This is a genomic window from Vibrio sp. 10N.286.46.A8, assembly GCF_041470165.1.
Lineage (GTDB): Bacteria > Pseudomonadota > Gammaproteobacteria > Enterobacterales > Vibrionaceae > Vibrio > Vibrio tasmaniensis_A.
Window position 1 is genome coordinate 1 of sequence record NZ_JBFRLX010000072.1, and the last position, 11,536, is coordinate 11,536.

Consider the following 11,536-nt stretch of genomic DNA (forward strand, 5'->3'; position numbering starts at 1 on the left):
CACGCTGCGGGCATAGGTATTTACGCGTTCGCAACCATTGTCGGTTTAGCGGTGTTACTTGAGCAATCACCAATGTTATTTAAAGGCATCAGCTTGGCGGGGGCAGCTTATCTACTTTACCTTGGTGTGAATGCCTTACGCTCAAAAGGTGGGGTTGCTGCGAAATTGGAAGCGGGTGAACAGATGAGCTACATGCAGTCTGCTCGCGAGGCTTTCTTGATCTCTATTTTGAGCCCTAAGATCGCGCTGTTCTTTATCGCTTTATTTAGCCAATTTGTGGCGTTAGGTAACGAACTGAGCAATCAAGTGATTATTGTCTCAACGCCACTGATTGTTGATGGCCTTTGGTATACCTTTATTACTCTGGTGCTCTCTAGCCCATTGATCGTAGAGCGCATTCGAGCAAAAGCGCAGTTGATCGATCGATTGTCTGGCGTGGTTTTAATCCTGCTTGCTGTGCGTGTGGTGTGGACGATATAGCGATAGTCCATATACTGGAAAGAAACGATATCCATTAAAAAGGCTCACTAGACGTTATCTAGTGAGCCTTTTTGACCTCTATGGATTGGCTTCGACAGACTTGAGCTTGTTAGCCTTCCGAATTCAGTACCGCATCGAGTTTTTCCATGGAATCTGAAAAGTACGGGTTGTAGGTCAAACGCGCATGGTTTTTACCTTCTTCACGATATCCCCATGCTGAGTACCACACTTCACTTGTCGCGTTGCACTGTGCTTCAAAACCTTCCTCTTGACCATTGGAGCAGATCTTCTCGCTACCATTGATCCCGTAGTAAGGGTTGCTTGGCGAGAACAGTAAACCCATATGAGAACCGTTCGAAATACGTAGCTCTGGGAGCTTCATGCTGTATTGAACAGTGCGAGGATCATCCAGTGTGGTTTCTCCTTGCCAAACCAAGACATTGTTTGGGTTGGGCATGGATTCAGTAAACGCTTGTTGAACGAAACTGGTGTCAATCACGCTGTCGCCTTCACTCATCATAATAAACACCGGTTTATCGAAGTGCTTATCTTGTAAGTCATCACGAACGACTTCTGATGTCTCGTAGTAAACCGAGGCACCGTTCATTGGCAATGAGTTGTAACGCAACACGTTGTCTTCAGGATCTTGATCAGCCCAAGTGAAAAAGTAGCTTGCGAGCCCTGCGTATTGAACGGCAGACGAGCTTGGTTGAAACGCAGGAGAAAACAGCAGTAATCCGGAGATCTTAGGATCGTTCATCGCTTGCGAAGTGACGAGATTTGCGCCTGTTGAATAGCCGCCAAGCCACACAGAATCATACTCTTGCTCAAGCAACTTGGTATGGTGAGCGACCACACCTTGCCAATCATCTAAGCTCGGTTGCATTAGGTCACCCACACGACTACCGTGACCCGGAAGCAATACCGTTCTCACTAAGTAACCTTGCTCAGCCAAATGGGTAGCGATGTCTTTAAACGAATAGGGTGAATCACCTAATCCATGGACCAATAACACTGCCTTGCCATTAGGTTCGGTAGGTTTGTATTCAGTCGGGGAGTTCAGCTGAATCTCAAGCTGCTTGTCTTTTGTCATGAACACGCGGTTTTTCAGCAGCCAATCTTGGGTGTCATTGACGTAGGCATCAAAGTTGTCTTGCTGATAGCTAGGCAAGTCTGGAGATGTTTCGTAAGCGGGTATCGATGTCTCGTTGGAACAACCAACGAGACTTAAAGTCGTTAAGGCGAGCAGCGTTAGAATGGTATTTCTATGCATTTTTTAATGTTGTCTCTGTTGTGCTTTCACTGTGTTTGAAACTTAAGTTTAGATTACTTTTTGCTTGAAAGGTCTTCGTATTCACCTTCAATAACACCGGCATCATTGGTTGATGACTGACGAGTGTTCATATGAGCTGCGAAACCTTGTTTCTTCATTTGATTCTGAATGCGCTTGCCAGTAATTAAAGCTGCAATAGCTAAAGGAATAGCAAGGATCAAGCTAGTGAATAACGCCAATAGGCCAGTAAACAACGCAACAATCGTAACTAATATATTTTTCATATTCATTCCTCTTTTTCTATGTTGTTACTATATCGCTTCTATTCTGAACGAAACATGAACACCACCAAATAATTCTAGAGAGTCACTATGACTCAGGTGTGTGTGGATTGAGAGTTTATATGTAGTCATAATCACGCACTAAAATAAGGGGATAAAGGAAAGATTAATAAAATCAATGAGTTAAAAGTTGGCACGGTTGATGCTCTATAGGGTTTGGAATAAGTCACTGTAAGCAAAGTACTTACAGTTAACTAAAATATTACTGGAGCCCTTATGTTCTGTATTCAATGTGAACAAACAATTCAAACCCCAACCGTAAAAGGCTGTTCTTTCGCACAAGGTATGTGTGGTAAAACATCGGAAGTATCCGACCTTCAAGACGTGTTGGTGCATTCTCTTCAAGGTGTTTCTTTCTGGGCCAATTTAGGCCGCGCTTGCGATGTTATTGATACTGAAATTGACGAATGGGCACCAAAAGCGTTCTTCGCAACACTGACTAACGTTAACTTCGACCCTGCTCGTATTATCGAGTTCGCACAACAATCTCACGAGTTTAAGCAGCGTTTAGAGCAACAGGTACGTGCGGCTGCTACGTTGATCGGTTTTGAAATCCCAGCACTTTCGGCTGCTGCGCAATTCGATCTTCCTACAGATTCTTCAGAGCTATTGGCGCTTGCCCCTCAAGCTGCGGTAAACCGTGGTCACGACTCTCAACATGAAGATGTGATTGGTCTCCGCCTTCTTTGCCTATACGGTCTAAAAGGTGCGGCAGCCTACATGGAGCACGCGCGTGTTCTTGGTCAAACTGACAATGCTATTTTTGCTGAATACCACGAAATCATGGCCTTCTTAGGTACTGACCCATCTGACCTAAAACAACTGCTAGATACGTCTATGCAGATTGGCTTGATGAACTACAAAGTCATGGAAATGCTGGATAAAGGTGAGACAGATACATTTGGTCACCCTCAACCAACAACCGTGAATGTTAAGACTAAGAAAGGCCACTGTATTCTTGTTTCTGGTCACGACTTACATGATCTAGAAAAGATCCTTCAACAAACTGAAGGCAAGGGCATCAACGTTTACACTAACGGTGAGATGCTACCTGCACACGGTTACCCTGAACTGAACAAGTACCCACACCTTGCGGGTAACTACGGCAGCGCTTGGCAGAACCAGCAAAAAGAATTCGCTAACTTCCCTGGTGCCATCGTAATGACATCTAACTGCCTGCTTAACCCTGATGTAGGTTCTTACGCAGACCGTCTATTTACACGTAGCATCGTAGGCTGGCCGGGTGTTGATCACCTTGAAGGCGACGATTTCAGCGCAGTAATCGACTGTGCTCTTGCGCAAGAAGGCTTCAAACACGATGAGATCGAGCAAATGATCACTGTCGGTTTTGGTCGTAACGCACTGATGGAAGCGGCTCCGGCGGTTATCGAGCAAGTAAAAGAAGGCAACATCAAACACTTCTTCCTAGTCGGTGGTTGTGACGGTGACAAATCTGAACGTAGCTACTACACAGACTTCACAGCTCAAGCGCCAGAAGATTCAGTAATCCTGACACTTGCATGTGGTAAATTCCGTTTCAACAAAAACCAATTCGGCGACATTAACGGTATCCCACGTCTGTTAGATGTTGGCCAATGTAACGATGCTTACTCTGCGATTCAGCTTGCTATCGCACTGTCTCAAGAGTTTGATTGTGGTATCAACGAACTTCCGTTAACGCTGGTTCTATCTTGGTTCGAGCAAAAAGCGATCGTTATCCTGCTTACCCTGTTCGCTCTTGGTGTGAAAGGTATTTACACGGGCCCAACAGCGCCAGCTTTCCTAACAGAAAACCTATTAAAGATTATGCAAGACGAGTTCGATATGCGTTCTATCTCAACGCCAGAGCAAGATCTTAAAACAATCTTAGCGGCTTAATTTAAGCCAGCTCTAAGCCCCGTTGTTGTGACGTTTTTCTAAAACAGACAACGGCGGGGCTTTTTCGATTTAAATCTTTAGTCATTTAATCATCTAGTCATTAGCAAGGTACACGAACTATGTATGCATGGTCGGATAGCGATTCAATCAATTTAGTGTGTTTAAAGAAATGGCACGAGACGCCAGATACGGTCAGCTTTGAGCTTGGCAGCGTTCCACAAGACTTACATTTCAACTTTAAGCCAGGGCAATTTATTACTCTGGGTTTGGATATGCCGGCGAAAACGGATTACCGTGCTTATTCTGTAGCGTCTTGTCCTGAAGATAACCGCCTGAAACTGACGGTAAAGCGTGTGGAAGGTGGCTTGGTTTCGAACTTTATTGTTGATGAACTTGATGAAGGTGATGAGGTTTCTGTATTGAAGCCTGCTGGTGCGTTTAACTGTATTGATTGCATGCCAACAGCTACCAAGAAAGTAACGCTAGTGAGCGCGGGTTGCGGTATCACTCCGGTGATGGCGATGGCAAAGTATTGGTTGGCTCAAGGCAGTGATGTTGAAATCGATTTTGTTCACATGGCACGTAATCGACGCGAGACCATCTACTTTGAAGAGCTTAACCAACTTGATGAGACACACGCTAACTTTAACCTTAAGTTGCTTCTGAAAGACAGTGAAGGAACAACTGCTCCCCAAGGTCGTCTAGACAAGAACTGGTTGGTAACACTCAGCCCAGACATCTTAGACAGAACCGTATACTTGTGTGGGCCGGTTAGCTTTATGCAAGACATAGAGAACTACCTGAAAGAACTTGAGTTCAACATGGATAACTTCTACCAAGAAAGTTTTACTCCCGCGACTCAAAGTAATAATTCACTAGCCAATAGCAATACTGCTTCAGAAGAACCACAAGCAGAAGCGTCTGCAGATTCAAATGGTGCCGTTAAGGTGTTTGTTCCTGCATTTGGCGCAGAAGTAGAAGCGGAAGCGGGTACACCATTGGCTGATTCATTAGAGAAAGCTGGTGTTCCGATTATTATTGCCTGTCGCAGTGGGATTTGTGGTTCTTGCAAGTGCAAAGTAACCAAAGGTTCAGTGGAATCAAGCAGCCAAGAGACTTTGACGCCAGAACAGATTGAGCAAGGTTATGTCCTTGCGTGTTCGAGTACGATTCAGTCAGACGTTGAGGTTGAGCTGTAGCAGATGTGAAGTCGAACTTTGTTAGAACGGTAAAAACAAAGTTGGCGTGATAGAGACCAAAATAAAAGTAACAGATGTAAAAAGGCCACTTAGATCAGATAGAGAGAGCAGATCTAAGTGGCAACCTTCCTGTTTATACGGGGGAGTAAAACAAGAAGGATTGCGAAGCCCATAATAGACTTCGCAGATATAATTATTATGTTGTGGAGCCGTTTGCGCTGAGTTAGTTACAAGATCGAAGTCGTTTAAACTTCAGGGTATGTCTTGTAACGAACACCCATCATCTGTTCCATACAGTGAACAACTTGGCAGCTGTAGCCAAACTCGTTGTCGTACCAAATGTAAAGAACAGCGCGGTTGTCTTGCGCGATAGTTGCAACACCGTCAACCACACCTGGGTGGCGAGAACCAACCAAATCGGTAGATACAATCTCGGTTGAGTCGGTGTAATCAATCTGTGCAGATAAAGTTGAAGATAGCGCCATTTCACGCAGGTACTCGTTCAACTCTTCTTTGTTTGTGCCTTTCTCAAGGTTTAGGTTTGCTACTGCCATTGAAACGTTTGGCGTAGGTACGCGAATCGCATTACCTGTTAGCTTACCTTCCATTTCTGGCATCGCTTTTGATACCGCTTTAGCAGCGCCAGTCGATGTCAGTACCATATTCAATGAAGCAGCACGGCCACGACGATCTCCTGAATGGAAGTTATCGATTAGGTTTTGGTCATTGGTAAATGAGTGAACCGTTTCGATGTGACCTGATAGGACACCAAACTTGTCGTGAACCGCTTTTAATACTGGCGTAATCGCGTTGGTTGTACAGCTTGCAGCAGAGATGATCGTGTCTTCTGGTTGAATGTCATTTTGGTTTACACCAAATACAACGTTCTTAATTTCACCTTTGCCTGGCGCAGTCAGTAGAACCTTCTTCGCACCATTACACGCAACGTGTTGGCTTAGGCCTTCAGCGTCACGCCACACACCTGTGTTATCAACCACAAGTGCATTCTCGATACCGTAAGATGTGTAATCCACTTCTGCTGGCTTGTTTGCGTAGATAACTTGGATGAAGTTACCGTTAACGATGATCGCTTTACGTTCTTGGTCTACAACGATGCTGCCGTTGAATTGGCCATGAACAGAGTCACGACGTAGCAAGCTTGCACGTTTTTCTAAGTCACCGTCTTTGCCGCCACGAACAACAATTGCACGTAAACGTAGTGGGTAACCTGGGCCACTTTTCTCGATCAATAGACGAGTAAGCAAACGGCCAATACGACCAAAACCGTACAAGACAACATCGCGAGGTTCTGTCATCGCATCGCCTTCAAGCGATTCTAAAAGTGCAGTTTGTAGGAAATCATTCAACCCGTGTGTGTCTTCGCGATCTTGCCAGAATGTATGAGCAAGGCGACCAACATCGATACGACATGGAGATAAGTCCATAGAGAGAAGGTGTTGAATGATGGGTTGAGTCTGTTCTGCGGTAAGCGGAGAACCTGTGTAACGTTTTGCGATGCGGTGAGCTTTGATGATGTCGATAGTTGTTGCGTTAACCAGTGTTTTACCGAAGAGGATAACTTCAACGCCTTTTTGGCGGTACAACTGACCTAAAGTAGGAGCGATTGATTCAGCAATAGTTTGACTAGTTTGCCAGTCTAGGAGGTGCTTTTCGGGACTCATCTTTACTCGGGACCTTTCACGTTAATTTCTGCAATCATAGCGAATGTAGGGTAGCCATGAGAGCATGGGGGAGTTGAGCTATCTAAGCTTTGGTGGTCTTTGACGCCACTTAAAATGCGCTTGATATACCTTGTGTGTAACTTGTAATTTTTATGTGGCAGGATTGTAAGGTACGACGGGTTATTCTGCTAGGAAAAATAAATGCAGATAAATTGTCTGCAAATCGGCATTACCTTAGTCATAAATTAAGGTTTTAGCACTCATAAAGGCTATTGACTTTAACAATCTGTAGCACTTAATTTTCGCCAAAAAATACTCAAATCAAAATATGATATGTAATAAAGGTCATGGTGATCATTGAAGATGTGATCATTAGCACTAGTTACACTTAAAAAGTAAACGACAGATAAGGTATTCAGCGAGTTTTCTTGTTCGACCTTTTAATAAGCTGAGTTTGAGTACAGAAAGTTCGTGACGCAAACGATTAGATCTCACAAATTTGACTTAACTTTGGTGTTTATTGGTTTCTAGAGCAGTGACTTGCGGTCATCTAGAGGCATAACCTTATCCTTTCACTTGTTTAAAACAGACCTTCCTCCTTAAATCCTGTGTGTGGATAACGACTGACGCCAATTCCCTATGATTAGCTCATAATGTCATTTGTTCATATTCAATTTGATCAATAACTCCTGTTAATGTCCTATTCTTATATTGGGCTAGGTAAAAATACTATCGGGAAAGGAGTCGTTATAAAAATGATAAATATGTCAATTAGATGGCGTCTTATTTTTCTTTCCACGGTTTCTGTATTCATTATGTTTGGGTTTACAGTCAATGAAGTGCTCAAGAACGATAAGAAGATGAATCACCTTGAAGCAACGCGAATTAAGGTGGAAGCACTTCAATCTTTTAATGCTGTTTCAAGTGGTGCTTATCAATGGTTAGTGCTGTCTAAAGACTCGCCAGAGAAAGGTCCATTGTTTTTAGAGCTGCAAGCGGAAGTGGATAGGCTTGCTCATTACGAAATACAACTTCAACAGTTCGACAACAGTTGGACTGTCGAGCCGCAGTTGATTGAGTTAAAGAGTGTGTTAAAGAAGCTCGCGCGGGTAACCACTAGTACTGACAGCGACGCATCACTGATTACTGTCAGCAACGCACAGCAAACAGAACGAGCCTTTGACCTGTTAAAAGGCGTGTTAATGGAGCTGTCTGAATATCGTGCCAATATAGTGGACGAAAAGATCAGCCAAACAGATGCGATGTTTATCAACCTTACTCACTACGTGTTCTGGACTCAGCGAGAAGCGTGGCTGAGTTACCGCTTGTATCGTTCTCCAGAGCTGATCGAGCAATATTTATTGAGCTATGTTGGTGCTTTAGAAAGGCAACAACAGCTGTTAGATACGTTTTTACGATCAGACAGCCACTCGCTGGAAATTAGCCAACTGTTAAACATGTTCTCCCAAGATGAATTTCAAGACCGTTTTACTGCTCGGCTTCTCAAAGGTGACTTCTCGGCACCTGAAATATATGAACATGTGGAAAGTTTAGAGCGAAAGAAACTGGCGATCTCAAAGGCGGTTGGTGCTTATACCGATCAATTAAAGTTTGATTTGACAAAAAATATAGCGCTACAGAAAAGGCAAACGGCGGTTATGACATTGCTTATCCTTGTTGTTTCAGGTGCTTTGTTATGGCTTGGTGTCGCGACATCTTTGCGCTTAAATAGAAACTTATCGATTATCTTGAAAGGGGTGTCTGAATGCGCGGATAGTTACGGCAAGCCTAAGGTGATTCATATTCAAGGTAACGATGAACTTGCCGAGTTTACTGAAACCCTCAATCGAGTGATGGAACGTAACTATCATCACAACAAAGAGCTGATAATAGCAAAAGAAGATGCAATTTCGGCTAACAAGGCCAAGAGTGCATTTTTAGCGAACATGTCCCATGAAATACGTACGCCGCTTAATGGAATTATCGGTATGGCGGAAATTTTATCTCAGAGTCAACTGAGCGCTAACCAACAAGAGGTACTTGAGGATATCGAGTCGTCTTCACATTCGTTGTTGGTGTTACTCAATGACATTCTCGATCTTTCTAAGATAGAGTCGGGTAACTTAATGTTGTCGCCGCATAATGCCGATTTGCGAGAAGCGGTTTACGACTCTGTGAGCGTAATTTTGTCGAAAGCGATCAGTAAAGACATTGAACTCGACATCAACATTGATGCTCAAACCCCAACACAGCTGTTTTTCGATGAGTATCGTGTTCGACAAGTGCTAACCAATTTGCTGTCTAATGCTATTAAATTTACCTCAAAAGGCACGATTACAACGGATATTGCTTATACACCGATGTCTTTGGGGCGAGGTAAGCTTGAATGCAGTGTGTCTGATAGCGGGATTGGGATTGAGCCAGAGAAGCTAGAGTCCATTTTTGAACCTTTCACTCAAGAAGATGGCAGTATTACTCGCCAATTCGGCGGTACAGGGCTAGGGCTTGCGATTTGTCGGCAGCTTGTTGACTTGATGGGCGGCTATATTACCGCACGCTCAGTGAAAGGAGGAGGCTCTACATTCACCTTTTGTTTGTACGTAGACACGGTCGAGGCTCACGCTCAAACGTTCGATAACCTAAGCCGTGCGACAATTATTTCTAATTCTTTCAATTACCTCGATCAATTGGTCAAAGAGTGCGAGCGCTTAAATGTTCGACCTAATGTTGTGTCATCCATTTCGGATCTTGGTGAGAGCCTGAAAGAAAGTGACTTAGTACTTTATTGTCACACGCTGCATCACTCTATGAGGAAAGATCTTGAGGTGTTAAAGGCGTTGTATCCGCTGACTCGCGTTATTGTGTGCCAGCATCACCTATTTAAAACCAATCTAATCACAGAAACGGTTCACTCGACCCATACATTACCATTTTTGGGTAGACGCTTCTTAAACAGCCTACGATCGCTTGATGCCGGTGAAGCACAATCACCGACGGTGGAAGTAAAAGATGAAGAAGTTCGTTCTCTGAATCGACGTATTCTGATTGTTGAAGACAACCTGATGAATCAGAAGATAGCGAGCTTCTTCCTTGAGCAAGCGGGCTATGAATATTTGATTGCCAGCAATGGCCAAGAGGCGGTCGATGTCATCACCCAGGGCGCTCAGTTTGATGCCATTCTAATGGACTGCATGATGCCAGTTATGGATGGTATAACGGCGACTCGTGTGATTCGAGAGTGGGAGACAGATCAACAAACCCCACCACTACCCATTATTGCTTTAACCGCTAGTGTCTTAGAAGAGGACATCAAAAATTGCTTTGAAGCAGGCATGAACGCCTACTTGCCGAAACCTTATAAATCCCACCAACTGTATGATCTTTTCAGTAGCCTTGATATTGTCTAATGGTCCCAGTATCAAGGCTAGCGCTGTGTGATTTAGCGTACTTCTTGCCCAAGGCTGTATTGTGCAACACAGCGGCCTACGTAGCTGATTTTTAGTAACCCGGCCACTAATATGGTGCTGAGGTGTGCGAAAATTTGAATGGGTAGTGAGAAGTAATCGGCCATCGGATAAGCAACAATAATACTGAGTAGCATTAGCAAGGCGGTGATAGCTAAACTGAAATTTGAAACAGACAGTAGAGTTTGAAAGCGTTGAGTCATCGTCTTCATATTGAATTCCTAATTGCTATTAATAATTATGATACTTGTTATCAATAGCAATTATCGTTCCAGTTGTATTTTTATTTTTAAATCAATGGTTTAATTTTTCTGTATTCTATTTGTGAGTCGCAATGACTCAATTGCATTGTGGGTCTTTATGACATATTCGTGTTCTTACCACTGTCTGAATCCACAAGTATCGATGTGGAATCGAACACCAGAATACAAACCCAGTCCAACGTTATTCTTTTGCCCAAATTCCGCATGAATCTTTTTAAGCTTCACGTGTAGATTTTCGCGAGTAATATCATTAGCAGGCACTAAGTCTAAAGCGCAGAACTCTAAGTGTTTACTTCGCAGTGCGCCACCCGCTTGCTTATTGTAGATATCGGTTCTTTCTCCAGACACAGGAATTACAACGCCAATCTCAGGCTCAATATATTGTTGAATGTACTTAAGGGTATTAATCATTTTTGGTACATGCTTTTTATTGGGTAGGGTAAACAGAGTGGTGTTGCTCATTGCCCAGTCGGTGCCTTGCAACAAGACTAAGTGCAGAGGCATGCTTTGGGTGATGCCGTTATCTTTGAGTTGCTGTCCGATCGCCTTGACTTGATCTTGGGCGTGGTTAAGGAGCATCCAACCTCGAAATGCTGATCTCGTGGGAACTTTGTAGCCATGAACATCGACTACGAGGTCGTCATAAGTGATTTCGGTTTCTTCGGTATAAAGTTTCTCAAATTTTTCAGGGTAAGGTTGCGTTGTTGATAGTGCCAAGGTAATCAGAATACTTCCGTACATAAAGTCTCTCCATCGCTTAGGTTCGCCTAGTTATTAACGTTCACCTAGTTACTTACGTACACTAAGGATATTACGTTCGATTAAGTATAGACGCCGGAATTTAGGCACAAAAAAACCCACTACAAAGAGTGGGTTATGAGGGCGTGTTGACCTTTCGAGCTGGTTTTTGCAGCGAATTGCTGGGTATTTATACAAGACAGAGGCGTCGATGTGTA

9 protein-coding genes are annotated in these 11,536 nt (G+C 43.7%); 4 read left to right on the forward strand and 5 right to left on the reverse strand.

What is annotated here, in order from left to right; all coding sequences use genetic code 11:
• On the forward strand, positions 1-480 hold a 480-nt coding region (locus tag AB4232_RS08815; protein WP_372086945.1), incomplete at its 5' end, for a LysE family translocator.
• A gap of 109 nt (positions 481-589) precedes the next feature.
• Here the strand turns inward: AB4232_RS08815 and AB4232_RS08820 are convergent.
• Together AB4232_RS08820 and AB4232_RS08825 are read right to left on the reverse strand one after the other, a co-directional pair.
• Complete coding sequence (locus AB4232_RS08820) at positions 590-1,753, reverse strand: alpha/beta hydrolase (RefSeq protein ID WP_372086946.1); 1,164 nt, start codon at positions 1,751-1,753, stop codon at positions 590-592.
• Positions 1,754-1,806: 53 nt separating this feature from the next.
• Positions 1,807-2,037 carry a hypothetical protein gene (locus AB4232_RS08825; protein WP_017061777.1) on the reverse strand — a complete coding sequence of 77 codons (231 nt, stop codon included), beginning with the start codon at positions 2,035-2,037 and terminating at the stop codon, positions 1,807-1,809.
• Positions 2,038-2,310: 273 nt separating this feature from the next.
• Between AB4232_RS08825 and hcp the strand changes: the two genes are divergently transcribed.
• On the forward strand, positions 2,311-3,972 hold the full coding sequence (gene hcp, locus AB4232_RS08830) for a hydroxylamine reductase (RefSeq protein WP_004730037.1): 1,662 nt from the start codon (positions 2,311-2,313) through the stop codon (positions 3,970-3,972).
• A gap of 119 nt (positions 3,973-4,091) precedes the next feature.
• Positions 4,092-5,171, forward strand: a complete 1,080-nt coding sequence (locus AB4232_RS08835; RefSeq protein WP_372086947.1) for a 2Fe-2S iron-sulfur cluster-binding protein — start codon at positions 4,092-4,094, stop codon at positions 5,169-5,171.
• Between the two features lie 245 nt (positions 5,172-5,416).
• On the opposite strand, the gene AB4232_RS08840 is transcribed toward AB4232_RS08835, so the two are convergent.
• Positions 5,417-6,853 carry a glyceraldehyde-3-phosphate dehydrogenase gene (locus tag AB4232_RS08840; RefSeq protein WP_012600313.1) on the reverse strand — a complete coding sequence of 479 codons (1,437 nt, stop codon included), beginning with the start codon at positions 6,851-6,853 and terminating at the stop codon, positions 5,417-5,419.
• Between the two features lie 815 nt (positions 6,854-7,668).
• On the opposite strand from AB4232_RS08840, the gene AB4232_RS08845 reads away from it, so the two are divergent.
• Positions 7,669-10,260, forward strand: coding sequence for an ATP-binding protein (locus AB4232_RS08845; RefSeq protein ID WP_372086949.1), 2,592 nt, complete (start codon positions 7,669-7,671; stop codon positions 10,258-10,260).
• Between the two features lie 32 nt (positions 10,261-10,292).
• Here the strand turns inward: AB4232_RS08845 and AB4232_RS08850 are convergent, their stop codons facing one another.
• Both AB4232_RS08850 and AB4232_RS08855 read right to left on the reverse strand, forming a co-directional pair.
• Complete coding sequence (locus tag AB4232_RS08850) at positions 10,293-10,529, reverse strand: hypothetical protein (protein ID WP_372086948.1); 237 nt, start codon at positions 10,527-10,529, stop codon at positions 10,293-10,295.
• Between the two features lie 165 nt (positions 10,530-10,694).
• Positions 10,695-11,321: a D-Ala-D-Ala carboxypeptidase family metallohydrolase gene (locus AB4232_RS08855; protein WP_009845677.1), complete on the reverse strand. Its 627-nt coding sequence runs from the start codon at positions 11,319-11,321 to the stop codon at positions 10,695-10,697.
• Positions 11,322-11,536: the final 215 nt, after the last annotated feature.

Bases quoted from the DNA above. Each gene is read 5' to 3' on its own strand.
- AB4232_RS08820 (WP_372086946.1), bottom strand. From the start codon at position 1,753: ATGCATAGAAATACCATTCTAACGCTGCTCGCCTTAACGACTTTAAGT.
- AB4232_RS08840 (WP_012600313.1), bottom strand. From the start codon at position 6,853: ATGAGTCCCGAAAAGCACCTCCTAGACTGGCAAACTAGTCAAACTATT.
- AB4232_RS08845 (WP_372086949.1), top strand. From the start codon at position 7,669: ATGTTTGGGTTTACAGTCAATGAAGTGCTCAAGAACGATAAGAAGATG.
- AB4232_RS08850 (WP_372086948.1), bottom strand. From the start codon at position 10,529: ATGAAGACGATGACTCAACGCTTTCAAACTCTACTGTCTGTTTCAAAT.
- hcp (WP_004730037.1), top strand. From the start codon at position 2,311: ATGTTCTGTATTCAATGTGAACAAACAATTCAAACCCCAACCGTAAAA.
- AB4232_RS08855 (WP_009845677.1), bottom strand. From the start codon at position 11,321: ATGTACGGAAGTATTCTGATTACCTTGGCACTATCAACAACGCAACCT.
- AB4232_RS08835 (WP_372086947.1), top strand. From the start codon at position 4,092: ATGTATGCATGGTCGGATAGCGATTCAATCAATTTAGTGTGTTTAAAG.
- AB4232_RS08825 (WP_017061777.1), bottom strand. From the start codon at position 2,037: ATGAAAAATATATTAGTTACGATTGTTGCGTTGTTTACTGGCCTATTG.